Source organism: Chengkuizengella sediminis, from assembly GCF_010078385.1.
GTDB lineage: Bacteria > Bacillota > Bacilli > Paenibacillales > KCTC-33759 > Chengkuizengella > Chengkuizengella sediminis.
The window spans coordinates 388,141-412,910 of record NZ_SIJC01000004.1; the positions used below are offsets into that span (position 1 = coordinate 388,141).

The following is a 24,770-nucleotide window of genomic DNA, read 5'->3' on the forward strand; positions in this document are numbered from 1 at the left end:
ATTATCAGCTATCTTCACATACCCCAGGTCGATTACTCGTTTGACAAATATTTTCGTCAATGACATTATTCATACCGTTATCCTCAATATCCGGATTATTTCCTTTTAAACAGTTAGAACGAACAGCATTACCTTGGCTATTCATAAATAACAAAATCCCTGCTTCTGTTTGATTTATTATGGTATTGTTGTCAATGATGTTGAGCACATCACCCCCACTAGTAAGTACACCAACCCCAGCATTCTTCTTTAAGGTATTGTTTATGATTCTATTAGAAAACACAGCAAATATACCCCTAGTCTCATTATTATTTATCATATTTCCCCAAATTAAATTATTATCTTCTGTTCTTATTCCTTCCTCTAGATTACCAAATGCTTTATTCCAAAGAATTAAATTACTATCAACTGTAAAAAAACCATCAGCAAATCGACTATTCAATGCACAATTACCAATAATAAATCCATTATTATCGAAATCCATTCCATCATTATTATTTTCTTCACAGAAATTATTTAGTGCTAGATTAAAATCACCTCTAAAACGCATGCCATTACCACCATTTTTATTAGATTTACTACTAATGACATAATTGTTATTCCCGTTAGTAACAGTTCCATCGCCTGTATTCCCACAAGAATTGCAATTTATAACCAAATTCCTTTCGGAACCAAAGTCGATTTCAATCCCAGCACCTTGATTTTCAAGTACATTAACACATGAAAGTATATTATCATCTGCATCAATCAGAATTCCACGATTCTCGAAGTTTTGGACAGTAAGATTTTCGATTGTGATAAATGATGCCTCTATGTCAATTCCAGTTTCACCAGGTAAATCCATCCCATCAATAATTGTTTTACCTATACCCGCACCAATGATTCGAATTTTATCTCGATTTCCACCTAAGTTATTAATTGTCAGTGCCTCATTAAAGGTTCCTTTTCCTACTCTAATTGTAAAACCTTCACTAGGAACATTGTCAATCGCAGTTTGAATACTCTGACCCTCTTTTACGAAGATCTCGTTATCCTCATTACATAAACCAGGAGGATCACTTGTTGTACAGCGGTTAGCATCAAATAAAGTTCCCATCCCTTCATTAGCTATATCTGGTGTATTACCAGCTAGTTTGTTGGATCGGATGACGTTATTGTTAGAATTAGGGTTAATTTGTATGCCTTGATTCACATTATTTTTGATACAGTTATTATCGATCAAGTTGTCATTGATACACTCTACAATTTCAATCCCTATATTTCCACTGTTAATGATCGTATTATTTATGACTCTATGTTGTGCTCCACCTCTAAGTCCTATCCCCATGTCACCATTACATCTTATATCATTTGCCCAATATAAATTCATAACACTGCGGTTTTCTATCCCATCGTTTTTATTCTTAAATATTTTATTTGCAAAAACAAAATCATTCTCATTGTTCTGTATTCCAGAAAGATTATTTAAAATCAAATTATTAATAATTAAATTATTTGCTGCTCGTGTTGTTATACCCTCCTCTAAGTTTCCTTTAATGGTGTTTTTTAAAACCAAGTTATTATCCCCAAATATACGTATCCCTTCAATTAGATTACTTGAAACACAGTTAGACACTACATAATTACTAATCGATCCATCAATGATCAAGATACCATTACATGTGTTTCCATTTATTACTGATGACATGATCATATTTCTAGATCCATTTGAATCAATGGAAACACCTTCCTCCCCATTTTTTGCTACCTCAACTTTATGAATGATGTTTTCATTTGATTCAATCTGAATACCAGTTCCGCTGAAGCATTTAACAGATAGATTTTCAATCGTGACTAAACTAGAGTCCAAAATATTTATACCGATAGAACCATCTGGAAGACCTGTTCCATCAATGATCGTTTTCCCAATCCCTGCCCCTACAATTCGTATTTGGTTTAAATTTGCTCCACTTATGACTATTGATTCATTACAAGTGATGGCAGCAACTCTAATAGTGTCACCTTGAGAAGCCATTACTAAAGCAGCATTAATGGTAGGTTCATCTTCAGGTACGTTGATTACCATAAGTAATACACTCCTTTCCCATTTTCTTGATACTCCATTGTATTCAGGGAGTACTCAAATGGATTGGACGGGAGTGTAGTTTTTTAATATCCATTCCAAAAAGATTCCACAAAAATATATGATTAAAATCTATTCTCAAATCCTTTATTATGTAATCATTTTTTCCATAAAAAAGAGAAGTTCCCTAATCAAAATTGACTTGAGTCTTTCACTTCAGCAAACTTACTTACTTATTTTATAATCAGTTATCTTCACATACGCCAGCTCGATTACTCGTTTGACAAACATTTTCGTCAATGACGTTGTCAATTCCGTTATCTTGAATGTCGGGATTATTTCCTGTTAGACAGTTTGAGCGGACTGCATTATCATTAGAATCTAATAAAATACCTGCTAAGTTATTTTTAATGACTTTGTTATTGTCCACAATATTTGGACTTATATTTGGAAACACGTTAATCCCTTGTTGTTGATTATTTCTCACTATATTATGGACGATTCTATTTTCATTATCATCAACGTCAATTCCATTGTCTACATTATTAACACACACATTGCCCCAAACTAAGCAGTTATTATTCACTTCAATTCCATCATCCATATTTCCACAAGATTTATTCCAAAGAACTAAACAAGCATTACTTTCAATATCAATGCCGTCTAAAGTAGTTTGATTCATGGCACTATTGCAAATGATAAAATTCTGATTTCCTATAGTAGTTGTTTCTATACCAGCTCCAATATTTCCATCACAGGAATTTTGAAATACTAAATTAAACTCTCCTGCTAAACATATACCTTGACCACCATTCCCTTTAAATTGATTGCAAACGATATAATTGTTGTTTCCATTGACATCAATTCCATCAGATTCATCTCCAATATTTCTGCTCGATTCACAATGAATGATTAAATTTCGTTCTCCACCCCCTTCAATTAAAATGCCATCTTCCTCATTATCAACTGTATTAACACAATGAATTATATTGTCACATGTACTCATTCGAATTCCTTGGTTATCAAACTTTTGAACTGTAAGATTTTCAATTGTGACAAAAGAAGATTCAATATCAATTCCGATTGAACCCACCGTCTCACTTCCATCTATAATCGTTTTACCTCTACCTGCACCGATGATTCGAATTCGGTCTCTCACTTGCCCAATGTTATTAATTGTGAGTGCTTCTTTGAAGGTTCCCTTCCCCACTCGAATAGTAAATCCAGCAACTGGGATATTATCGATGGCATCTTGAATTTTTTCAAAATCACCAGGAACATTAAACACGTTGTTAATCTGGCATAAATCAGGTGGAATACTTGACGTACAATTGTTGTTATCGAACAAAGTGTTCATCCCTTCATTATCTAAGTCAGGAGTATTTCCAGCTAATGTATTAGATCGAATTACATTATCATTAGAATTTGGATTAATCAGTATTCCTTGATTTGTATTATCTTTAATACAATTATTATCAATTAAGTTATCATTGGTATTGGTATTAATTTCAATCCCCAAATTTCCATTGTTAATGATCGTATTTTTTACAACTCTATGTTGATTCCCACTTCTAAGGAATATCCCCATATCACCATTACATCTCACATCATTTGCCCAATATAAATTTATAAAACCACGAACTAATATTCCATCTCTTTTATTTTTAAATATCTTGTTGGAAAAAACAAAATCATTGTCAGTATTTGATACTCCATCATCGTTTTTCATAACTGTATTATTAATTATAAAATTATTTGAGGATCGCAATGATATTCCATCCCCAAAATTATCTTTTATGAAATTTTTAAAAACTAAGGTATTACTCCCTGATGAACGTACCCCGTCTCTTTGATTGTTCAAGAAACAATTAGACACTACATAATTGTTTATCGAGCCTTCTATACTAACACCGTCTAATGTATTACCAATTATTTCTGATGACATGATCATATTTCGAGATCCATTTGAATTAATGAAAACACCCTGCTCCCCATTCTTAGATACCTCAACTTTATGAATAATGTTATCTCCCGTTACAATTTGAATACCAACACTGCTAAAATGTCTAACAGATAGATTTTCAATCGTTACTAAACTAGAGTCCAAAATATGAATTCCAATAGAGCCACCTGGAAGACCTGTTCCATCAATGATCGTTTTCTCCATTCCTGCCCCTACAATTCGTATTCGATTTAAATTAGCACCTATCACTATAGATTCATTACATGTGATAGCAGATACTCTAATAGTATCACCTTCAGCGGCTGCTCCTAAGGCAGCGTTAATGGTAGGTTCATCTTCAGGTACGTTGATTACCATAAGCAATACACACTCCTTTTTAATGTTCTAATGATTTATTGTATTCAAAAAACAATCAAAAGGTATGGACGGGAGTGTAGTTTTATAATTAAAAAGTTTTACAGATCATTTACCATATAAAAAGAGAAGCTCCCGAATCAAAATTGATTAGAGTCTTCCCTCGTGTTTACACTTATTGTCTCACGTTTAAAGTTTATATGTTCTTCTTATAACGTTCGTTTTTTTATAAATACTTTCTGAAGTCATTTTATCCCCAGTTCTCTAACTTTGTAGTTAATCTTCATTAAAATCCATTTGCTTAGCCAACAATACCGCTCGACTATCAAATAAAAAGATAACAAAGTTCACTCCTGTAATATATAAAATGAGAATAATCAGGGTTCGATTTGAATGTATATACTGAATGCCCTCTTTGAAATCTCGTGAAAAATCTTTCATCTTTGCTGAAAGTTTCTTTTGATCAGTCTTTTTAAAACTATTAGAAAGATATTTTTCGTATTTATTTAGAGGGATGGTAAAAAGAATGAGTGCTGAAATGAAAAAAGGAATTCCGTCTTTTTGGAAAATCCCAAACAAATAGAATCAAACTGAAGTTTTACAACTAACCCTCAGTTTGATTCTAACGAATCTTTTTTCTAACATTGAATAAATTCAATTATTTCACCATCATACCCTTTCACAAATATTGTCCTCCACCCATTTTCTAATTTGAAGGGACCTTCTGTAATTTTTAACTTTTTCTCTGTAATCCAATCCAAAACCTCGTTCCAATTTTCCACCTCAAATGCTATATGCATCTGCTTATCATCATTTGATTTACTACATATATCTTCAACTTCATAAAGCTCTAAACGAAAATGCCCACTTACTAAAAACATCATTTCCTCGCCTTGAAAATCTAGTGACTGCTCTATTATAAAACCTAGAGATTCGTAAAATTCAATGGAACGACTTAAGTCACTCACTTCGATCGCAACATGATGAATGCTTTTAATATTGTTCATAGAATTAAATTCATATCACCAAATTCATGCCACAAGTAGGACTCGTTAATGGCTTGATGATATGCCTCCATTAGATCTTTCTCATCGATAAATGCAGACAATAGCTGTAAATGACTCGCTTCTGGTTCATGTAATCCTGTAATTAATCCATCAACGACTTTGAGTGGGTAGTTCTTCGTAATGTATAAATTCGTCCAGCCTGCTTTCCCAATTAATTTACCCTTTTCATTCACGGCTGTTTCAAGTGCTCTAACTACAGTAGTGCCAACAGCGATGATTCTTCCACCGTTATCTTTTGCCTTTTGGATTAATTCAACTGTTTCTTCTGGGATTTGATAACTTTCCGTATTTTCAGATGGTTCTTGATGATATTTATCATCCAACAAATAACTTAACCCTGTATGAAGCTGTAAAAAGGTTACTTTAACTCCTTTACGCTGTAATTTCAACAAGAGCTCCCAGCTAAAAGCACGGCCAGCAGAAGGCATTTCAACAGAACCTGGCACTGAAGCATACACCGTTTGGTAATAATCCAAACCCCACTCCCCTTGAATGTATTCATAACGAACAGGATCTCCTAAGCTATAGATTTCGTTATATAGCTGTGCATTTGACAATGAAAACTTTAATATATAAAAAGGTTCTCTCATAGCATTAATGATAATTGTTGCAGATAACTTTGAAGAAAAAATCAATTGATCCCCTTCTTTTACATTTTCAGAAACAACTAATGCTTCCCAACGATCTTCCGATTTTCTATGTGCTAATCGAATTTCTACTTTAGGATCGATCAGTTTGTTCCCTCTCAGCTGTTTTGCAGTTAGTATAGCGGGAACAGTTCTACTATTGTTTAAAACTAGTACATCTCCCTTTTTCAAATATTGATCTAGATGATAAAACGTGGAATGCTCTACTTCTCCATTTTTCTTATTTAATACCATCATGCGTACAAAATCTCTACGAATCCCTCTCCGTTCAGGAGGTTTAGCTGCATTCAACTGTTCAGGAATTTCAAATTTCATCGCTACTGCATTCATAATGGTTCACCTTCTCTCACAAATTCTTGTGCACTGAACCTTTTCCCATTGATTTGATTGGATTCATCTGAAGCTAGATAAATAAATACATCCGTAAGATCATTTGGATCTGCTAATTCATAATCCGTATCTGGTACTGCTAAAGCGTGCATCTCTGTATCCATCTCTCCAGGATCAACCATATTCACTCGAACCCCAGTACCGTCGACCTCATCAGCCCAAGTTTCTGTTAATCCTTCAATCGCAAACTTGGAAATTCCATAAGCTCCCCATCCAGCATAACCTACATTACCCGCTTCAGAAGTAACATTAATGATGGACCCTTGCTTTCTTTGCAGCATATCAGCGATGACTCTTCGTGTAACTAAAAACGGACCCACTGTATTTACTTTTAATACCTCTTCAAAATCTTCTTCAGGATAATCTAACAAATATGGCATTGGACTCGGACCAAGAATGGAAGCATTATTAATGAGTACATCAATATGTCCAAACACATCCTCTGTTAATGCTACAAAACGTTCAACATCTCTGGAATTAGAAGCATCTGCCTTAACCGCTAACACTTGGATATTAAACTGCTTTAGTTCATTGTGGATCACATCCAATGCTTCCTGCCCTCTAGCGCAAATCGCTAAATCAGCACCTTGTTTGGCAAATGCCAGGGCTAAAGCTTTACCTAGACCTTTTGATGCTCCTGTTATCATAACTACTTTATTTTTCATTTCAAACACTCTCCTTTGTTTTTCTATACTTTAAGTTTACTTTCATTTATAAAAATAAACGTCGGGAAGAGGTTTGAGCTAGCTCTACTCATTTGGACTAAATAGGTTCTACAACTAAAGTCGGAGAAATGTGTTCTGCTTTGCATTTCATACAAAAAACCAAGGAACTTCACTAGTTCCTTGGTCAAAGGTCATATTATACCCTTTATTAAATTCTAATAATTTAACCCTTCAATACAAATTCATTTCCATCTTCATCCTTAAACTGTGCGAACGTACCCCATTCCATCTTCTTAGGCTCACCCACAAATGAGACACCATTCGCTTTTAACGTTTCATAAGTTTCATCAATATTCTCACATTCAAATACGATCGAAGGTTTCTTATCATTCCAATCCTGCATCATGGTTTTAGGATAAATAACTAGGTGAGACTCGGCTCCTTTAGGTCTTACTTCTAACCAGAATGCATTTGGTCCCATTGGAAATTCAGCAGCAACTTCAAATCCTACCTTTTCAGTCCAAAATTGTTTTGCTTTTTGTTGATCATCTACGTAAACAGCTACGGTTGCAATACGATTAATCATTTTCTTCATTTCCTCCACTTCAAACTTTTACAAATATATTATCATATTTATATAAAACCAGCTTGTAAAAAATCGACATCTTTATTATCTTCTATTTTTATTTAATAAAACCTAAATTCAGTAACTTTCCAATATTACGAGCTTTTTCAAATAAATGCGGTTTAGTGTGCTTCATGGCTAGTTCTAATGTTATAGGTCCAGGTGCAATGGAAAAACAACTATTAAAAAATTCATATAACTTCTCATAATCTTCACCTAGTGCGCCTGAAATGAGTATAATATCAACCTGATATTCTTTTGCTAATTTTGCAATTTGTATCGGAACTTTTCCGTAAAGTGTCTGATAATCACTTTGTCCTTCTCCTGTTATGACCAGATCTGCATCCTTTATTTTCTCCCTTAACCCAGTAGCGTCAATACAAGTTTTTGCACCTGAGAACATTTGACCTTCTAATGCGAGAAAAGCAAAACCTAAACCACCAGCTGCGCCTGCTCCAGGTTTATTTTGAAATGAATCATGTAAATGTAGTTCAATTAATGATGCATATTTACTTAAAGCTGTATCTAACACCTTTACTTGTTGCTTTGTTGCACCTTTTTGTGCCCCATATACAACCGTTGCACCGTGTTCACCGCATAGCGGGTTTTCTACATCGCTAGCAATTTTAATCTCACATTCTTTTAATCGTGGATCAAGTGTAGAAAAATCTACTTCATAAATCTCTTTTAATGAAGATGCTTTAGACTCTACTCTTTCTCCTCTGTGATCCAAAAATGTAACCCCTAAAGCAGATAGCAAACCTAATCCACCGTCGTTAGTAGCGCTGCCGCCAAGTCCAATGATAAAGTGACGAAAACCTTGAGCCATAACATGAAGCATGACCTCTCCGATCCCAACTGTTGTAGTCAACATTGGATTTCTTTGTGTTTTTGAAAGCATAGGGATTCCAACGATTTTAGCGATTTCTATCACAACTGTTTTATTATCTCCTAGTATTCCATAACAAGTAGTAATAGCTTCTCCCATTACTCCCGTTACTTCAACAAACTTCAGCTGACCGTTCGTAGTAGAAATCAATGTATCTAGTGTTCCTTCACCTCCATCAGCCATTGGAATAATTTCAAATTCTACACCTTTCATGGATGAGGCAAGACCTTCTTTTATTGTTGTCCCTACATCAAATGCTGATAAACTTCCTTTATACGAATCCGGAACGATAACAATTTTCATTATGCCCCCCCTTTTTAAACAATTTTATAATTTAGAGTATTAAAAAAGAAGGGGAAATTAAATTTAATCTCCACCTTCTCATTCATTTTAAATGATAATTCTCTTAAATGACCCAGTTTCCTGCGCGAAAGATCGGTTCTTTTGTCCCATCTTCTGTTTCACCGTCAATGTTTAATTCCCCAGAGCCAATCATAAAATCAACATGTGTCAAACTTTCATTAAAGCCCATTGCTTCAAGATCTTCCTTGCTCTTTTCTTTCACATTTTCCACACAAGTCTGAAGAGCATTTCCTAAAGCAATATGACATGAAGCATTCTCATCATATAAAGTATCATAAAACACTAAATCCGAATTAGAAATTGGAGAATCGTGGGGCACTAAAGCCACTTCTCCTAAATACTTAGCCCCTTCATCTATGGATAATAGGTTTTTCAATATATCATAGCCTTCTTCTGCCTTGAAATCTACAACCTTACCTTCTTTAAAAGTCAAACTGAAATTATTGATCAATCTTCCATTGTAATTCAAAGGTTTCGTACTGGCTACTATACCGTTTACTCCATTTTTAAAAGGAATGGTAAATACTTCTTCCGTAGGCATATTGGGCACAAATTTCACCCCTTTTGCATTTGTGAAATTCGCACTCATCCACTTATGATCCTTATGTAACTCAATCGTTAGATCGGTACCGGATGCTTTATAATGAAGTTTTTTATATTTTTTCTTATTCAAGATTTCAGCTCTTGTTTCTAAACCGTGCATGTGCTCTTTCCATCCCTCTACAGGATTTTCTTTGTTAATTCGTGTAACTTCAAACATAGCATCCCATAGCTTTTCTATAGCTTCTTCCTCATTTAATTTTGGGAAAACAAGTGTTGCCCATTCTGGTGAAGGATAACTGACTAACGTCCAACTAATTCTACCCGTTGATATATAATTTTGGGAATATTCTCTATTCTCTGTACGACTCACCTTGTCAACTGTTGCAAGACGTTCAGGATCAACATCCTTTAGCAATTCTGGATTTTTAGATCGGATACCTAAAAAGGCTGTATTATTATCGGCCATCTCAATCATCCCTTTGGTTCTCCATGTAGGGAATGCCTTTAAACCTTCTTCAGATGCTAGTTGATATTTTAATAAGTCCACTTCATCATCATGATAATTCACTAAGACTTGTTTAGCTCCTGCCATATAAGCATGTTTCACTACTTTACGTGTAAAATTTGTCGCAAAGACCGGGGCATTAATATAAACGTCTTGACCTTTTTGTATATTTAACCCAACTTTTACTACTGCTTCAGCATATTTATCTAGTTTACTTTCAAATTCGCTCAATGAAATATCCTCCTTAAAATCAATTATTTTATTTGATGTAAAAAACTGACCTCTTTTATGTAAAAATACATGTATAATTTCCTTATCATTACATTATCATAATCGTATACTTCTAGCACTTCATTGAACTAAACCCCTTTCATTTAGAATATTATTTTTCAAAAAGTAAAAGTGATATAATTTAATATATACTTTATGATTCGGAAAGGAATGGCGATATGTTTCATCTTAAAAATGTTGAGGTAAACCCCATCTTACATATTGAGGATTTAACCTTTGAAAAGCAAAAAATCACCAGTATAATCGGAAAAAGTGGGAGTGGTAAATCCACTCTATTAAAATTGTTAAATCAATTGAATAGTTACGATAGTGGGATCATTGAATATGAAGGACAAGACATAAGCTATGTAGACCCTATTGAATTGCGTCGTGAAGTTGTCATGCTTTCGCAAACACCATCCATATATGATGGATCTGTAAAGGGAAACTTACTTATCGGCTTAAAGTTTAGTGAAAAAAATGCGGACTCTATAGATGATCAAAAGTTGCTGGATCTCTTGGAATTGTTTGATCTACATAAAAAACTAGATGAAAATGCAGAAGAACTATCTGGTGGAGAGAAACAGCGTCTAGCATTTGCAAGAATTATATTGATGGACCCTCCTGTTTATTTATTAGATGAACCCACCTCCGCTCTTGATGATGAAACAGCAGATGAAGTAATGGGGCAATTTTTCCAATTTGTTAAAAGAAATCAAAAAACCGTGATTATGGTCACCCACTCCATAAAAGTAGCAGAAAAATATTCAGATCAAATCATTGACATCACAAAATTAAATGAAAAAGAAATGAGTGTGACACATGGGTAGTATTCAAGATATTTCTTTATTACAGCTTCTCATTTCGTACGTTTTTATTTTATTGTTACTAGCCATTGTAAAATGGTTAGGTATTCGAAGGGAAAAAGAAATTCTGATCGCCTCCATTCGTATGAGTGTACAACTAACATTCGTAGGTTTTCTGCTGACATATGTATTTGAGAATCCGAATCCTTTTATTACGTTACTCATCATACTCATCATGCAGTCCTTTGCTATATATAATGTATTCAAGAGAACAAAAACAGTCATTCATGTCGAATTGAAAAAAATCATTGCAATTTCCTTATTTTTAGGGACTACATTAAGTATGATTTATTTTGATTTTATTGTTATTCAATTTACACCTTGGTATGATCCACGTTATTTCATTCCAATTGCTGGAATGATTATTGGTAACTCTATGACTGGAATTACGTTAGGGATTTCTACATTAATGGACGGTATGCACAGCAAGAGACAATTTATTGAATCATCTCTCATGCTTGGAGCCACACCTAAAGAGGCTTCACGATTTATCGTAAGACAATCGTTTGATGCAGCTATCTTGCCTACAGTAAATAGTATGGTGGGTACAGGAATTGTTTTTCTACCAGGTATGATGACAGGGGTTATTTTATCTGGCGCAGATCCGATGATTGCAATCAAATATCAAATTGTCATTTTGCTTGGAATAACGGCAAGTGTTTCCTTATCTATTTTATTATTATTGCAATTAGGTTATAAAACGTTCTTTAACAAAAAAGCTCAACTAAAAAGAACCTCATAATATCCCAAAAAGGAGTAAAAAATATGCGGTTAAAATTATTTTTTATGTCTATCATCACTGTTATGTTAATGTATGTCCCATTTATAGGAACTTTTCTACGGATTATTAATACGATGATCCATGAAACAGGGCATGCACTAATCACTTTATTTACAAATGGTGATGTAACAAGAATTGAATTGTTTTCGAATTTAGAAGGGGTAACATTCACTAAATATTCTCTTTGGATCAGCGGTTTTTTATCAGGAATAAGTGGATATGTGTTTGCTTCAATGATGGCTTTTCTATGTATCTTGTTATGGAAAAAAGGGAAATACAAATGGATGATACATCTTTTACTTTATATTTCTGTGATCAACCTCATCTTTTGGGTTAGAAACGTATACGGAATTCTTTGGCTAGTCTGTTTTATTCCTTTTCTGATTTATTTATTAGTACAAAAAAGTCAGAGGTTTTTAGAAAACATAACCTTAATCCTATCGATTTTGCTAATCACAACCTCATTTATGTCTACCATTGATATTTTAGTTTTAAGTTTAATTTCTTCAGGTAGAGCTGGAGATGCTACTTTTCTAAATTCTATCACGTATGTTCCAACTTTAATCTGGAGTATATTATTTTTTTTACAAGCACTTTTTTTCGCTTATATATCCATCAAAACTGTGCTGCCTAGGAAAAATAAAATAGTAGAGAAAAATATAGTCCATTATTAAAGAGTACAGTTAAAAGAAAGATCAGCCCTTTTTATCATATTATGAGCTCTTTTCTCATCAATTGAATATCGTGTATGAGGAGGAGTTGAATATGTATAAAATTAAGATTGATTTATCTGACTTTAAGCTTTATTTATACAAAAACGGAAACCTGATTAAAACCTATCCTGTAGCCATAGGTGCAATTGCATCTGCTACACCTACTGGCAAGTTCACGATTAAAAATAAAGCACCAAACCCTGGAGGTCCATACGGATCTTATTGGTTAGGACTGAGTAAACCCCATTATGGTATTCACGGAACAAACGACCCCTCTTCCATTGGAAAAAGAGTGTCTAAAGGTTGTGTTCGTATGTACAACAAAGATGTAACCGAGTTAGCAAATACCGTATCAATAGGTACCCCAGTCACAATTCAAAAATGAATTTTAAAAGGAACTAAGGATATCCTATAGTTCTTTTTTTTCTGTCTTTTATTTGTATTGGTATATTTTTAATGGAGAATCTTGCCAAAATTATATATATTGTATATAATCATTATATACAATATATATAAAGGAGTTATTACATGGACATTGTTCTTTCACATTCATCAGAAGAGCCTATTTACAATCAAATCAAAAATCAAATCAAAGAACAAATACTTAAAAGTATCATGAATGAAGGTGACGCCCTACCTTCAATGAGAAAGTTAGCAAAAGATTTACATGTTAGCACTATTACAACGAAAAGAGCTTATGAGGAATTAGAAAAAGAAGGATTAATTACTTCAACAGTGGGTAAAGGTTCTTTTGTTGCAGGGCAAAATCTTGAGTTTTTAAGAGAGCAAAGACTCAAGATCATTGAGGAAAAAATGGAGCAAATTGTAACAGAAAGCAAAATGGTTGGCATTGAATTAAACGTATTGCAAGTCTTGTTAACTATGTTATACGAGGAGGAATCATCTTAATGGAAAATGTCATAACGATTAGTAATGTAAATAAACAGTTCAAAGGGTTTCATTTAAAGGACCTTTCATTTTCAGTTAAAAAAGGATTCATCACAGGATTTATTGGTCCAAATGGTTCAGGTAAAACAACAACAATCAAATTAATCATGAACTTGTTAAAAGAAGATTCTGGGAACATCCAGCTTTTTGGATTAAATCATGAAAACCATACAAAAGAAATTAAAGAACGAATCGGATTTGTTTACGCAGATCACCATTTTTATGAAATTTTAACAACAAATCAAATGAAAGAGATCATCGCACCTTTTTATAAAAATTGGAGTGAAAAAGATTTCAAACGTTATATGAATGATTTTAATTTACCTTTAAATAAAAAAATCAAAAAATTATCCAGCGGAATGAAGATGAAGTTTGCCATTGCAATTGCACTGTCTCACCAAGCAGATTTAATTATTATGGATGAACCCACTTCTGGTTTAGACCCCATCGCTCGTCGTGAAATATTGGATCTGTTTAAGGATATTATACAAGACGAGGAAAAGACCATTTTTTTCTCTACACATATCACGAGTGATTTGGAACATATAGCCGATTATATTACTTTTATCCATGATGGTGAAATACTGCTTAACAATGAAAAAGATATGCTTCTAGAGAAATATAAAATAATTAGAGGAGCAAAAAAATACTTGGATGAGCACACTCGACAACTATTTTTAGGAATTCGTGAAACGGATGCTGGATTTGAAGGGTTAGTGAATGATGAGAAAACAATACGTGAACTACTTGGACCGCAAGTGATCTATGACCGAGTTTCTTTAGAGGATATTATGTATTACACCACAAGGAGGGGACAATATGTATAACCTACTTCGTAAAGAGTTATTAATTCAAAGGTTCGATATTATCATTAGCTTTGTTTTAATTACTTTTCTTTTATTCATTCAAATCGGAATCGGTAGTCCTGGCTCTCCCATATATATTACATTTTTTGTTGCACCACATATAATGAGTAGTTTTCAACGAGCAGATAAAAATAACAGTGATATATTATTAAATAGTTTACCAGTTACCAGAAAACAAATTGTCACATCACAGTATCTCGGATCCTTTCTAAATATAATTATAAATATGATCATCATTTTAGTATTAGTAAATATATTAAAATTTGGTTTTTCTTTTGGAAGTACGAGTTTTATAGATGTGGCAGCAGTTGTCACATTAATCATGTTATTTATTTCAGTTAGTATCCCTCTTTTTTATTTTCTTGGTCCTCTATATATTAGATACGGTTTAGCTGGATTCATTATACTTATCGCACTGACTTTTGCTATTATAAAAAACTTTGCAGAGGAAAATAATTACTGGGGACTTCAATCTACATTCGATAAATTATCGGTTAATCAATTAACCATCTTTGGATTTATAACTGTATCTATCCTTTTAGTTATATCATGGATGATTTCGTATCGATCATATCAAAAGAAAGACCTTTAACTTAACATGCTTAAAATGTTACAATAATACGGACATACAGATGATAACTATAAAACAAATTTGTAGTTATCATCTTTTTTAAGAAATTTACATAAGGTCAGGTGTTTTGAAAATGCAATGGCGAAATATATACAGAGGTTTTTTAATGGGAATGAGTGATTTAATCCCTGGTGTAAGTGCTGGAACAATAGCGGTCATCTTAGGTATATACAACCGCGTGTTATACTCCATTAACAATTTATTCAGTAAGGAATGGAAACGACATTTTATGTTTTTATTCCCAATTGGCATCGGGATGGTATCCGCAATATTGCTTTTAAGTAACATCATGGAAACATTATTAGAACAATTTCCTCAGCCTACTTATTTTTTCTTCTTAGGTTTGATTATAGGCATTCTGCCCTTTTTATTTATTCAAGCTAATGCAAGATCAACTTTTACAAGCAAACACTATTTCATCTTGATTATTGCTGGTTTAGCTATTGCATCTATGACGTTTTTTAAGGAAGATTCAACCACAAAAGTGTGGGATGTAATCGGACCTACTGAGCTATTGTTATTATTTCTATCTGGCTGGTTGGCTAGTACTGCAATGATCTTACCTGGTGTGAGTGGTTCGTTTGTATTATTACTTATCGGAGTCTATCCAACAGTTATACATGCTGTTTCTGATCTAAACCTTATTGTAATTGGTGTTGTAGGACTCGGGATTTTATTTGGGATCATTATAATGAGCAAACTGTTAAGTTATCTACTCCATACTTTTCCTACAATCATGTACGCTATTATTATTGGAATGGTATCTGGATCGGTTATTGTTATTTTTCCAGGAATAAATGATCAAATATGGATTAGTTTAATAACACTTTGTTTAGGGCTTGGTGCAGCCGTTGCATTAGGAAAAATGGAATATAAAATCAATCCACAAAAGTAATAAAAAAACATCTCAAACCACTAATCTTGCAGTGGAATAAGATGTTTTTTATTTTTCATCATATCTATTTTAATTCTCAAATATTCTCATCAATACTTTGATCATATTTTACAAGATGGTCAATAACGGAGTTAAGCAATTCATTTGAATGCACTTCATCAAAATTATAAAGAAGTTTTGTGAATTTATTTCCAAAATCAAATATCATTTTTCTTTTCCATTCCATCGTACTTTCAGGAAAATAGGTTGTAACTAAATTTACAAAATCATTCATGATCTCTGAAGGGTTTACTTTTTGTTTGACATACACACAACCCTGATCTAATTGTTCATTCAGTATACCATACATGATGACAGGCTCATGCGTAAAGTAACATCCAAAAATTAATTGAAAGGGAGCATTTTCCTCACTTTCCCCTGTGGCTACAGTTCTATGAAACTTAGGAATTGTTGCTGCGGGTTTTGAATTCATAATCTCATGTAACTCCGTTAAAATGGTCTCAAACGATCCTATTACTTCCATTCCTTCATCCTCTCCTCTCTAATAGATTAAATAAATCTTGGGATTTGAAAGAAGCTTACTTGAAGATCGTTAAAACATGGATCATACAGTCATAAGAATCAAAACTTTCAAGGAACAAAACCTTTCCTTAATTTATTATATCATAATATTCAGAAAATTCATTAAACTAACTATAGTAATGACCAAAAATTAGTAATATGACTAGATGTTGAATTAAAAGGGGTGTACCTTCAGTAGAAAAATCTAATTGACAAGTGCGATAACCTCTATTTCAATTTTAACATCCTTCGGTAACCTTGCAACTTCAACACATGATCTAGCAGGCTTATGATCTGCAAAATACTCAGCATAAATTTCATTTATAACAGGGAAATCCCCCATGTCTTTAATGAAAACCGTTGCTTTAACTACTGTGTCTAATGAAGCATTTGCTTCTTCTAAAACAGCTTTTAAGTTTTTAAAAACTTGATGGGTTTGTTCTACAACTCCACCTTCAACCAAATCTCCTCCAGCTGTTAATGGAATTTGTCCTGAGCTGTAAAATAAATTGTTAACTACCATTCCTTGTGAGTATGGACCTATTGCTTGAGGTGCATTTTTTGTATTAATAATGTTCATATGATGAACTACTCCTCTCTATCTTCTAATATTTTATAATTTTATATTTAAAACTTGATAAATATCCTACGATGCGACTAACATATACAAGCCTGTAAAAAGAAGTATCACATAAGTGATCATTCTGAAAACTCTTTGGTTAATCCTTTTAAATAAAAGTTGTCCCAGTATGATACCAGCTAACAAAGGAATAAGAGCAATGAGGGACGAAGTCCAAACTTCTAAATAACTCCCACCAAAAGAAACTTGCATGATCAAACTTACCAAATAGATAAATAAATAATAAGCTAATGTAGTACTTCGCAGTGTCATTTTATCCATGCTTGTACTTGAAAAATAAAGCAGAAGCGGTGGACCTGGCACCCCGATACTTGTTGTTAGTAATCCGGACATAGTACCTGCAGCAAAGTCCCTTTTGTCTGTTTGTCTGATTGTTACTTTTGCAAAAAGGAGTATGGTCAATATAATAATCAGCACTCCAACTATTACTTTAAAGATGTCCATATTTAAAAACAGATACATTAGCAAACCAGGAACAATTCCAATGAGGCTTCCTAATACTAGTTTCTTTAGTAAAGGATAATTCACTTCATTTTTTATCTTATAGATCATTATGATGGAGAGACAAAGTGAAAGTATAATGTTAATTTGAATTGCGCTTTGTGGGGGATAAATCAATAATAGAAACGGTGTACCTACAATTGAAAAACCAAACCCCGTACTAGATTGTAAAAGTGAAGCAAAAAAAACGATAAAAATCAAAATCATCCAGTTGTCCATTATCTCTCTCGCTTTCGAGCTAATTATGCATTTTCTACAGGGTTTACTTTAATTGAAATATCAGTTGAAACATCTTCTTCAGTTAATTTACGTCTCCAACCTGTGATTACAGAGAACAACAGTACAGCTAACATAGCCCATGAATATGGATTTAAGAAGGCCGATATAATACTTGGAAAGGCAATGTTCCATTCTTGAGCTGATGAAACCAACGTATTATACCATAAAATTACTGACAGATTCCAAGGAATCATGAAGAATACAACAACCATCATACATTCCATCACATTTGCTCTTCGCTCTGGAGATAAGTTAAAACGCTTTCCAAATGGATTAACGAATGTAGACCCTACGATTAACAAAACAGGGGCACTTGCAGAAATGATGACAGATGCTAGTCCTGTAACTGACATAATGGAGAACTCTGCTTGACGAGGTGATTTAATGTTTCTTTTTTGGACCCATTTCAGAAATGAACTCATCACTCCACTTTCTATCATCACCTGAGTAATTGCCAGAACAAATAAAGCAAATACGATCGTCCCAGTCACACTAGTAATACCAACTTGAATCAAACCTGTACTTTCTCCTGGGTTTATGGGTATTGAAAATACATCCCCTAAATTTATCTTTCCAATGAGTATACCGAGAACTATAGCAGAGATATTTCCATAAATCAGTGATTCAACGACATGTCTCTTCGATAATGCAGATATAATGACTACCGCCAAACTAATTAACATCACAAGACCTTTTGGGTCCAAATTAGCTTCTATCTCTGGCACATCAACTACTGTCCCTCCTCCGCCAACAAAGAACAGGACGATAATAGCTAAAATACTGGCTGACATAGCAAGCGGGAAGCGACTGCGTACAACTGTATTTAATGTTGCCTCCTGTGTGTATGCAGATGCAATGGTCGTATCGGAGACAGGAGCAAGATTATCACCAAAAACCCCACCACCTAAGATAGCAACTGCGAGCATGGTTGGATCGGCACCTAACAAAACACCAGCGGGGTAAAGAACTGGGAGTAAAGCTAAGTATGTCCCATTAGAAGTACCAGTACCAACGGAAAATAGCATAGCTAAAATAAAAGCCAGCACTGTGAAAACAGCACCTTGAGCACCTGTTTTTAATCCAAACCATAAAATACCGTCAACCAAACCACTCGCTTGTACAATTTTTCCGAAAATGGCTGCAAATATCCATGCAACGACGATAACAATTCCATTTTTTTGAGACATACCTTTCATGAAGGCATTAATATAATGATTCTTATTTTTGGCAAACAATAGTCCAGCAGATAAAGCAACCCAACCACCAGCCCAAAACGCTTGTGTGCCTCCTCTTTGAGCAATGGATAATGTTACTAAGAACGCAATTAAAATAATTAAAGGAATTAAACCACCGAATACCCCTCCATGCATTTCAAGCCTTTTTTCATTTTTCATGACGCTATCCCCCCTTATTTAATTTTTGAATTCGCTTTCAAAGAAATTTTTATACTAATGCCACTGTATAAAGATGATTATGCTCTAAAATATTAGATGCATTTGCGTAAATTGATGGTGTTCCTCCTGTATGAAGAAATAAAATATTTTTCTGTCCTTTAAAATATCCTTTTTGCACTAAATCTATTAACCCTGCCATTGTTTTACCAGTATAAACAGGATCAAGCAAAATACCTTCTGTTTGTGCCAGCAGTTGAATGGCTTCAAAGGTTTTATCAGTTGGAATTGCATATCCAGGTCCTAAGTAGTCATCAAAATTTCTAACTGTTTCTCTAGGAATTTCTTCATTAAAACCTATACGCTGCCTAGCTAGTTTCACAATGTTATAAACCTTTTCTTCTTGAGCAGCTTTATCTCTTCGAACGTTAATACCTGTGACAGGAATTCCGCTTCCACTTGCATAAAATCCAGTCACTAAACCAGCATGAGTCCCCCCACTACCACTTGGTGAAATGATATGATCTAGCAAAATTCCCATCTCAGAAGTTTGTTTTAAAATTTCTTGAGAACCACTAACATAACCAAGAGCTCCTAGATCATTACCACCGCCTTCAGCAACGATATAACCTTTTCTTCCTTCTTTTTTTAACTCTTCATTAACTGTTTCCATCTCTTTCACAACATCTGTACCGTCTGGAACAACCTTTATTTGTTCTGCACCCAGCAAATTGTATAAAAAGACATTTCCATTTTCCTTTGGGTTGTATATGTGATTTCTTTCTTCAATGATCAGACGACATTTTAACCCTTCCTTAACCGCGGCTGCCAAAGTCATTCGACAGTGGTTAGATTGAACTCCACCAGTAGTTATTAATGTATCGACACCTTGTTTTAAAGCATCTGCTACTAAAAATTCAAGTTTCCTTGTTTTATTTCCACCACCTGTTAAACCAAGTAAATCATCTCTTTTTACATAAATATTAGGTCCACCTAATATACTAGATAGTTTTTTAAGGTGTTGGAGAGGGGTTACGAATTCTGTATAAATACGACGAGGGTAAGATGTTAAATCCATGAATGTACCTCCAATGCAAATATTATGAGTAAATATTTATTATCATATGCTGATCGTATAAATATGTAAAATTAATTATAAAAATGATGATCATTAAAAAAATCAATGATAAATCGCAAGTAATATAATGGGAAAAGGAATTTAAGCTAAAGTATAGAACTGTATATATTAAAATTAATTAGATTAGGAGGATCAAGATGAGGGTTGTGAAGGAGAAAAAATATAATTATGTATCCAATGGTATTACGTTTGGTTCAGCTCTAGCTATTGCAATATCTTGGAGTTTACATAAATCTATCATATGGGCTTGTATACATGGTTTATTTAGTTGGTTATATGTTCTTTATTATGCAATAACTCGATAATATTCTAGATAATTGATTCATTCTTTATTTCGACCCAGCAAAGAAATGTCCGCTCTGGGTCTTTTCCGTATGGATATGACTGAGGTTGATATCATCACCAAAAACATGCCAATCACATGACCTAAAGTGAATTGTTCATCTAATAATAAATAAGAACAAAACATCGTTGATACAGGTATAACCGCTGTAAATACGCCGGATATATTACCTGAAACTTTTGAAACCCCACTATACCAAAGAAAAAATGCAATGACAGTCACAAATATCGTGAAATATAAAACATACAACCAATCTATCAAAGTAGTCTGACTAAAATCAAACTGAGTTGCCTCATATAAAGAAGAAGGTACAAACAAGATAAAGCCAAAAAAAGCTACAAATGTAGAAATGGCAAGTGGACTCAGTTTATTTGATAAATATTTACCTAGCACCGTAAATAAAGATTCTCCTATCACGGCAACAAATATCAAAAAATTACCCCAAAGAGGTAATAAACCTTTTGTAGTCCCTTCCTCACTAGTTATATTAATAACCAAAATACCAAGAACTGCAAATAAGATTGCTATTATAACACTCTTATTCATCTTTTCTTTTAATAAAATATATGATAATAAACCAATAACCATTGGAGTAATACTTGTGATAACTCCACTATCCAATGCACTTGTATACTGTACTCCGTATAATAAACAAATGCTGAACAAAAAAACGCCAGTGAAAGATTGAAGAAACAATATTAAAAACTGCTTCTTAGTTAACTTCGGAATACCCCCTTCAAATAAGTATAGAATTACAAATAGTAACAAAGAAGCGATCCCAAAACGAATCCCTGAAGCTAAGAAAACAGGTATACTTTGAACCATTAATTTGCCAACCACGATAGAGCTACCTACAATAAACATTGCAGAAGATAAATATATATATGATTTTAAATTTACATTTGACATGTGATGAACACCAACTTTATTTTTAACAAATATATCAATTTTAGTTGGTTTGATTAAGAACCAGATTGTAAAACTTTTTATAGTACCAATCCAAAATACTCCTTGATTAGAGCAATCATGTTAATTACTTTATATAAGGTTATATACACAGCAAAAATCCTCATTGAATAAATCCAATGGGGATTTTGCAATAATATTGTGTTTATTATCTTATTCTGATACAGGAACAACTGAATTGTTATACTCTTCAAGGATAAAGTTTTGAATATCCTCTGAACGTAAAACCTCTACTAATGTTTGGATCTCTGCACGAGTTTCATCACCACTTCTTACAGTGATAATGTTCACATATGGAGATTCAGAGCCTTCAAGAGCAATCGCATCTTCAACTGGGTTTAAACCAGCATCAATCGCATAGTTTGTATTAATTAAAACGGCATCTCCTTCACCGATGTTGTAAACTTGCGGCAAAAGTCCTGCTTCGATATCTGCAATAAATTCAATATTTCTAGGATTTTCAGCAATATCTTCTATAGTAGCCTTAGTAGTATCAATCTCTTCTTTTAAAGTGATTAACCCTTCAGTTTGTAATAAAGATAAAAATCGTCCATGATCTGCCACAGAGTTACTCATAATTAATTGAGCTCCTTCTGGTAAATCAGCTAAACTTTCATAGTTTTGTGAATATACTCCGATTGGTTCAATATGAATCCCACCAGCATTTACAAAATCATAACCATGGTCAGCAATTTGGCTTTCTAAGTATGGGATATGTTGAAAATAATTAGCATCTAATTCTTTTTCAGCTAACGCTGTATTTGGTAAAACGTAATCTTGGAATGTAATAATTTCTAATTGAATTCCTTTTTCTGCTAATATTGGTTCAGCTTGCTCTAAAATTTCAGCATGTGGTACATTAGAGGCTCCAACAACTAATGTAACTGCTTCTTGATTTTCTTCCCCCTTCGTTCCTTCTACACTATCACTACCACAAGCAGCTAAAGCTAGTACAAAAACAAATAATACAACTGATAATAAAATTTTTTTCATGTTTCTCTCCCCTTTTTTATCTTTTATCTATTTTTGAAGTGACATAGTCACCTACAAACTGAATTGAAAATACAATGATCAATATAATGATGGTACAAATTCTTGTAACATCATTATGGCTACGTTGAAACCCGTCTAAAAAGGCTAAATTTCCTAATCCACCTGCACCTACTACTCCTGCCATTGCTGTGTAACCTACTATAGCAATCGCAGTTACCGTAATTCCAGATACTAATGCTGGCATAGATTCGGGCAGCAGAACCTTCCAGATAATTGTAGATATTTTTGCTCCCATTGCCCTTGCCGCTTCAATGACCCCTTTATCAATTTCTTTTAATGCAATTTCTACCATCCGTGCATAAAATGGGGCTGCACCTACGATTAGAGCAGGTAATGCCGCAGTTTCTCCTATGATAGTACCCACGATAGCTTTTGTGAAAGGAATCAATAAAATGATTAATATAATAAACGGAATAGATCTAAAGATATTAACAATAGCAGCCACAAAAGCATGAATGATTTTATTTTCATAAATATTCCCTTTCGAGGTTAAGAACAATAGTATACCTAAAATGATCCCAAGAACAAATGTAGCCACTACTGAGATAGCTGTCATATAAATGGTTTCCACTGTAGCTTCCCACATTTTATCCCACTCTACATTAGGCAGTAATTCCTTCATGAATCAACACCTCCGCCTTTACCTTTTGCTGACGAATGTATCCTATCGCCTGTTCTACTTCTTGGGTTTTCCCATCCACATGTACAAACATAGTTCCTACTGCTCCTCCATGTGTTTGAGAAACTTTTCCTTGTAATATATTAAAACTTACATCAAATTTTCTGATCACATTCGTAATCAGAGGCATTTCAGCTGTATCCCCTACGAAGGTCAATTGAACGACTTTTCCTTTTGGATGTAGAGCTAGTAAGTTTTCTATCATTTCGTTAGAAGATTCGGGTTCAATGACTTGATTCACAAATCTCTTTGTCATGGATTGCTGAGGATTTTGAAATACTTCAAACACATTTCCTTCCTCTACAACCTGTCCATCTTCCATCACTGCAACTCGGTGACATATTTTACGTATGACGTGCATTTCATGCGTAATTAACACGATGGTTAATCCTAACTTTTGATTGATATCTACTAAAAGATCCAAAATAGAATCTGTCGTTTGTGGGTCTAATGCAGACGTAGCCTCATCACATAACAGTACTTTTGGCTTGTTCGCCAATGCTCTAGCTATACCAACCCGCTGCTTTTGACCACCGCTTAGTTGTGAAGGATAAGCTTTCTCCCTTCCTTCTAATCCAACAATTTTGATCAGTTCGTTTACTATTTTCAAACGCTCTTTTTTAGGAAAACCGGCAATTTCAAGCGGAAATGAAATGTTCTCCTGAACCGTTCGTGACCACAATATATTAAAATGTTGAAAAATCATGCCGATCTCTTGACGTGCTTTTCTTAATTCTCGCCCACTAATTTGTGTCATATTTCTTTCAGCAACAGTAATGGTTCCGTGGGTTGGAGTTTCCAATCCATTCAGCAAACGGATCAATGTGCTTTTACCGGCTCCACTATAGCCAATAATTCCGAATATTTCTCCAGCAGCAATATTCAAATCTACTTTTTGAACAGCTGTGACAGTACTGTCTCCAGTCTCATATGTTTTTGTTACTTTCGATAATTTAATCATGATGTTTCACCAGCCTAAATTTTGATAGCAAAAAACCTTTCTACATGAGCAGAAAGGTTCACTAATCTATGATTTACCTTTCTCTCATCTTCCAAAGTTTACACTTTGTGCGAATTGGCACCATTTCAATTCATCATTGACGGTTGCCGGGTTTCATAGGGCACATCCCTCCACCTCTCTTGATAAGAGCAGTTGTATTATGAAGTTTTAAGTTA

General features: G+C 33.8%; 26 protein-coding genes and 1 riboswitch. Of the genes, 9 read left to right on the forward strand and 17 right to left on the reverse strand.

Going from position 1 to position 24,770, the window contains the following annotated elements; genetic code table 11:
* Positions 1 to 4 precede the first annotated feature (4 nt).
* The 8 genes from EPK97_RS10920 to EPK97_RS10955 all read right to left on the reverse strand — a co-directional run bounded on the left by EPK97_RS10920 (position 5) and on the right by EPK97_RS10955 (position 10,304).
* On the reverse strand, positions 5 to 2,065 hold the full coding sequence (locus EPK97_RS10920; RefSeq protein ID WP_162036643.1) for a right-handed parallel beta-helix repeat-containing protein: 2,061 nt from the start codon (positions 2,063 to 2,065) through the stop codon (positions 5 to 7).
* A 241-nt stretch (positions 2,066 to 2,306) separates the two neighbouring features.
* Positions 2,307 to 4,382 carry a right-handed parallel beta-helix repeat-containing protein gene (locus tag EPK97_RS10925; RefSeq protein WP_162036644.1) on the reverse strand — a complete coding sequence of 692 codons (2,076 nt, stop codon included), beginning with the start codon at positions 4,380 to 4,382 and terminating at the stop codon, positions 2,307 to 2,309.
* A 635-nt stretch (positions 4,383 to 5,017) separates the two neighbouring features.
* A complete protein-coding gene (locus EPK97_RS10930; protein WP_162036645.1) occupies positions 5,018 to 5,386 on the reverse strand; it encodes a VOC family protein in 369 nt (122 codons plus the stop codon).
* Positions 5,383 to 6,423, reverse strand: coding sequence for an S-adenosylmethionine:tRNA ribosyltransferase-isomerase (locus EPK97_RS10935; protein WP_162036646.1), 1,041 nt, complete (start codon positions 6,421 to 6,423; stop codon positions 5,383 to 5,385). Before EPK97_RS10935 ends, EPK97_RS10930 begins: the two co-directional genes overlap by 4 nt.
* Positions 6,420 to 7,148: an SDR family NAD(P)-dependent oxidoreductase gene (locus EPK97_RS10940; RefSeq protein WP_162036647.1), complete on the reverse strand. Its 729-nt coding sequence runs from the start codon at positions 7,146 to 7,148 to the stop codon at positions 6,420 to 6,422. Before EPK97_RS10940 ends, EPK97_RS10935 begins: the two co-directional genes overlap by 4 nt.
* A 223-nt stretch (positions 7,149 to 7,371) precedes the next feature.
* Entirely contained in the window at positions 7,372 to 7,734 is a 363-nt protein-coding gene (locus EPK97_RS10945) for a VOC family protein (protein WP_162036648.1), read from the reverse strand.
* Between the two features lie 97 nt (positions 7,735 to 7,831).
* Positions 7,832 to 8,965, reverse strand: a complete 1,134-nt coding sequence (locus tag EPK97_RS10950; protein ID WP_162036649.1) for a glycerate kinase — start codon at positions 8,963 to 8,965, stop codon at positions 7,832 to 7,834.
* 103 nt (positions 8,966 to 9,068) lie between these two features.
* On the reverse strand, positions 9,069 to 10,304 hold the full coding sequence (locus EPK97_RS10955) for an aminopeptidase (protein WP_162036650.1): 1,236 nt from the start codon (positions 10,302 to 10,304) through the stop codon (positions 9,069 to 9,071).
* Positions 10,305 to 10,522: 218 nt separating this feature from the next.
* On the opposite strand from EPK97_RS10955, the gene EPK97_RS10960 reads away from it, so the two are divergent.
* From EPK97_RS10960 to EPK97_RS10995, 8 genes are all read left to right on the forward strand, one after another.
* Positions 10,523 to 11,173: an ABC transporter ATP-binding protein gene (locus tag EPK97_RS10960; RefSeq protein WP_162036651.1), complete on the forward strand. Its 651-nt coding sequence runs from the start codon at positions 10,523 to 10,525 to the stop codon at positions 11,171 to 11,173.
* A complete protein-coding gene (locus EPK97_RS10965; protein ID WP_162036652.1) occupies positions 11,166 to 11,951 on the forward strand; it encodes an ABC transporter permease in 786 nt (261 codons plus the stop codon). The genes EPK97_RS10960 and EPK97_RS10965 overlap by 8 nt, the downstream gene beginning before the upstream one ends.
* A 23-nt stretch (positions 11,952 to 11,974) precedes the next feature.
* Positions 11,975 to 12,664, forward strand: a complete 690-nt coding sequence (locus EPK97_RS10970) for a M50 family metallopeptidase (protein ID WP_162036653.1) — start codon at positions 11,975 to 11,977, stop codon at positions 12,662 to 12,664.
* A gap of 91 nt (positions 12,665 to 12,755) precedes the next feature.
* Positions 12,756 to 13,088, forward strand: a complete 333-nt coding sequence (locus EPK97_RS10975) for a L,D-transpeptidase (RefSeq protein ID WP_420826788.1) — start codon at positions 12,756 to 12,758, stop codon at positions 13,086 to 13,088.
* 143 nt (positions 13,089 to 13,231) lie between these two features.
* Positions 13,232 to 13,612, forward strand: a complete 381-nt coding sequence (locus EPK97_RS10980; protein WP_162036655.1) for a GntR family transcriptional regulator — start codon at positions 13,232 to 13,234, stop codon at positions 13,610 to 13,612.
* Positions 13,612 to 14,478, forward strand: a complete 867-nt coding sequence (locus EPK97_RS10985; RefSeq protein ID WP_162036656.1) for an ABC transporter ATP-binding protein — start codon at positions 13,612 to 13,614, stop codon at positions 14,476 to 14,478. Before EPK97_RS10980 ends, EPK97_RS10985 begins: the two co-directional genes overlap by 1 nt.
* Complete coding sequence (locus tag EPK97_RS10990; RefSeq protein WP_162036657.1) at positions 14,471 to 15,109, forward strand: ABC-2 transporter permease; 639 nt, start codon at positions 14,471 to 14,473, stop codon at positions 15,107 to 15,109. Before EPK97_RS10985 ends, EPK97_RS10990 begins: the two co-directional genes overlap by 8 nt.
* A gap of 112 nt (positions 15,110 to 15,221) precedes the next feature.
* Positions 15,222 to 16,043: a DUF368 domain-containing protein gene (locus EPK97_RS10995; protein ID WP_162036658.1), complete on the forward strand. Its 822-nt coding sequence runs from the start codon at positions 15,222 to 15,224 to the stop codon at positions 16,041 to 16,043.
* 76 nt (positions 16,044 to 16,119) lie between these two features.
* Here EPK97_RS10995 and EPK97_RS11000 read toward each other — a convergent pair whose 3' ends face one another.
* The 5 genes from EPK97_RS11000 to cuyA form a co-directional block, all read right to left on the reverse strand.
* Entirely contained in the window at positions 16,120 to 16,566 is a 447-nt protein-coding gene (locus EPK97_RS11000; RefSeq protein ID WP_162036659.1) for a hypothetical protein, read from the reverse strand.
* A gap of 243 nt (positions 16,567 to 16,809) precedes the next feature.
* The gene (locus EPK97_RS11005) at positions 16,810 to 17,184 is read right to left on the reverse strand and encodes a RidA family protein (protein ID WP_162036660.1); all 375 of its coding nucleotides are present in this window, start codon (positions 17,182 to 17,184) and stop codon (positions 16,810 to 16,812) included.
* A 66-nt stretch (positions 17,185 to 17,250) separates the two neighbouring features.
* Positions 17,251 to 17,964: a sulfite exporter TauE/SafE family protein gene (locus EPK97_RS11010; protein WP_162036661.1), complete on the reverse strand. Its 714-nt coding sequence runs from the start codon at positions 17,962 to 17,964 to the stop codon at positions 17,251 to 17,253.
* Between the two features lie 23 nt (positions 17,965 to 17,987).
* On the reverse strand, positions 17,988 to 19,418 hold the full coding sequence (locus EPK97_RS11015) for a Na+/H+ antiporter NhaC family protein (RefSeq protein WP_162036662.1): 1,431 nt from the start codon (positions 19,416 to 19,418) through the stop codon (positions 17,988 to 17,990).
* Between the two features lie 49 nt (positions 19,419 to 19,467).
* Complete coding sequence (cuyA, locus tag EPK97_RS11020; RefSeq protein WP_162036663.1) at positions 19,468 to 20,493, reverse strand: D-cysteate sulfo-lyase; 1,026 nt, start codon at positions 20,491 to 20,493, stop codon at positions 19,468 to 19,470.
* A gap of 197 nt (positions 20,494 to 20,690) precedes the next feature.
* Here cuyA and EPK97_RS21395 point away from each other — a divergent pair, with 197 nt between their 5' ends.
* Positions 20,691 to 20,858, forward strand: a complete 168-nt coding sequence (locus tag EPK97_RS21395; RefSeq protein ID WP_170295512.1) for a hypothetical protein — start codon at positions 20,691 to 20,693, stop codon at positions 20,856 to 20,858.
* A 17-nt stretch (positions 20,859 to 20,875) separates the two neighbouring features.
* Here the strand turns inward: EPK97_RS21395 and EPK97_RS11025 are convergent, their stop codons facing one another.
* The 4 genes from EPK97_RS11025 to EPK97_RS11040 all read right to left on the reverse strand — a co-directional run bounded on the left by EPK97_RS11025 (position 20,876) and on the right by EPK97_RS11040 (position 24,555).
* The gene (locus tag EPK97_RS11025; protein WP_162036664.1) at positions 20,876 to 21,805 is read right to left on the reverse strand and encodes a DMT family transporter; all 930 of its coding nucleotides are present in this window, start codon (positions 21,803 to 21,805) and stop codon (positions 20,876 to 20,878) included.
* A gap of 210 nt (positions 21,806 to 22,015) precedes the next feature.
* Positions 22,016 to 22,855 carry a MetQ/NlpA family ABC transporter substrate-binding protein gene (locus EPK97_RS11030; RefSeq protein WP_162036665.1) on the reverse strand — a complete coding sequence of 280 codons (840 nt, stop codon included), beginning with the start codon at positions 22,853 to 22,855 and terminating at the stop codon, positions 22,016 to 22,018.
* 16 nt (positions 22,856 to 22,871) lie between these two features.
* Positions 22,872 to 23,537, reverse strand: a complete 666-nt coding sequence (locus EPK97_RS11035; protein WP_162036666.1) for a methionine ABC transporter permease — start codon at positions 23,535 to 23,537, stop codon at positions 22,872 to 22,874.
* Positions 23,518 to 24,555 carry a methionine ABC transporter ATP-binding protein gene (locus tag EPK97_RS11040; RefSeq protein ID WP_162036667.1) on the reverse strand — a complete coding sequence of 346 codons (1,038 nt, stop codon included), beginning with the start codon at positions 24,553 to 24,555 and terminating at the stop codon, positions 23,518 to 23,520. Before EPK97_RS11040 ends, EPK97_RS11035 begins: the two co-directional genes overlap by 20 nt.
* An 81-nt stretch (positions 24,556 to 24,636) precedes the next feature.
* Positions 24,637 to 24,744: riboswitch (SAM riboswitch) on the reverse strand.
* Positions 24,745 to 24,770 lie beyond the last annotated feature (26 nt).

Coding starts and splice junctions, on each gene's coding strand:
- EPK97_RS21395 (WP_170295512.1), top strand. CDS start 20,691: ATGAGGGTTGTGAAGGAGAAAAAATATAATTATGTATCCAATGGTATT.
- EPK97_RS11000 (WP_162036659.1), bottom strand. CDS start 16,566: ATGGAAGTAATAGGATCGTTTGAGACCATTTTAACGGAGTTACATGAG.
- EPK97_RS11015 (WP_162036662.1), bottom strand. CDS start 19,418: ATGAAAAATGAAAAAAGGCTTGAAATGCATGGAGGGGTATTCGGTGGT.
- EPK97_RS10960 (WP_162036651.1), top strand. CDS start 10,523: ATGTTTCATCTTAAAAATGTTGAGGTAAACCCCATCTTACATATTGAG.
- EPK97_RS11005 (WP_162036660.1), bottom strand. CDS start 17,184: ATGAACATTATTAATACAAAAAATGCACCTCAAGCAATAGGTCCATAC.
- EPK97_RS10920 (WP_162036643.1), bottom strand. CDS start 2,065: ATGGTAATCAACGTACCTGAAGATGAACCTACCATTAATGCTGCTTTA.
- EPK97_RS11035 (WP_162036666.1), bottom strand. CDS start 23,537: ATGAAGGAATTACTGCCTAATGTAGAGTGGGATAAAATGTGGGAAGCT.
- EPK97_RS11040 (WP_162036667.1), bottom strand. CDS start 24,555: ATGATTAAATTATCGAAAGTAACAAAAACATATGAGACTGGAGACAGT.
- cuyA (WP_162036663.1), bottom strand. CDS start 20,493: ATGGATTTAACATCTTACCCTCGTCGTATTTATACAGAATTCGTAACC.
- EPK97_RS10950 (WP_162036649.1), bottom strand. CDS start 8,965: ATGAAAATTGTTATCGTTCCGGATTCGTATAAAGGAAGTTTATCAGCA.
- EPK97_RS10995 (WP_162036658.1), top strand. CDS start 15,222: ATGCAATGGCGAAATATATACAGAGGTTTTTTAATGGGAATGAGTGAT.
- EPK97_RS10925 (WP_162036644.1), bottom strand. CDS start 4,382: ATGGTAATCAACGTACCTGAAGATGAACCTACCATTAACGCTGCCTTA.
- EPK97_RS11030 (WP_162036665.1), bottom strand. CDS start 22,855: ATGAAAAAAATTTTATTATCAGTTGTATTATTTGTTTTTGTACTAGCT.
- EPK97_RS11025 (WP_162036664.1), bottom strand. CDS start 21,805: ATGTCAAATGTAAATTTAAAATCATATATATATTTATCTTCTGCAATG.
- EPK97_RS10940 (WP_162036647.1), bottom strand. CDS start 7,148: ATGAAAAATAAAGTAGTTATGATAACAGGAGCATCAAAAGGTCTAGGT.
- EPK97_RS10980 (WP_162036655.1), top strand. CDS start 13,232: ATGGACATTGTTCTTTCACATTCATCAGAAGAGCCTATTTACAATCAA.
- EPK97_RS10990 (WP_162036657.1), top strand. CDS start 14,471: ATGTATAACCTACTTCGTAAAGAGTTATTAATTCAAAGGTTCGATATT.
- EPK97_RS10945 (WP_162036648.1), bottom strand. CDS start 7,734: ATGATTAATCGTATTGCAACCGTAGCTGTTTACGTAGATGATCAACAA.
- EPK97_RS10965 (WP_162036652.1), top strand. CDS start 11,166: ATGGGTAGTATTCAAGATATTTCTTTATTACAGCTTCTCATTTCGTAC.
- EPK97_RS11010 (WP_162036661.1), bottom strand. CDS start 17,964: ATGGACAACTGGATGATTTTGATTTTTATCGTTTTTTTTGCTTCACTT.
- EPK97_RS10985 (WP_162036656.1), top strand. CDS start 13,612: ATGGAAAATGTCATAACGATTAGTAATGTAAATAAACAGTTCAAAGGG.
- EPK97_RS10930 (WP_162036645.1), bottom strand. CDS start 5,386: ATGAACAATATTAAAAGCATTCATCATGTTGCGATCGAAGTGAGTGAC.
- EPK97_RS10970 (WP_162036653.1), top strand. CDS start 11,975: ATGCGGTTAAAATTATTTTTTATGTCTATCATCACTGTTATGTTAATG.
- EPK97_RS10935 (WP_162036646.1), bottom strand. CDS start 6,423: ATGAATGCAGTAGCGATGAAATTTGAAATTCCTGAACAGTTGAATGCA.
- EPK97_RS10975 (WP_420826788.1), top strand. CDS start 12,756: ATGTATAAAATTAAGATTGATTTATCTGACTTTAAGCTTTATTTATAC.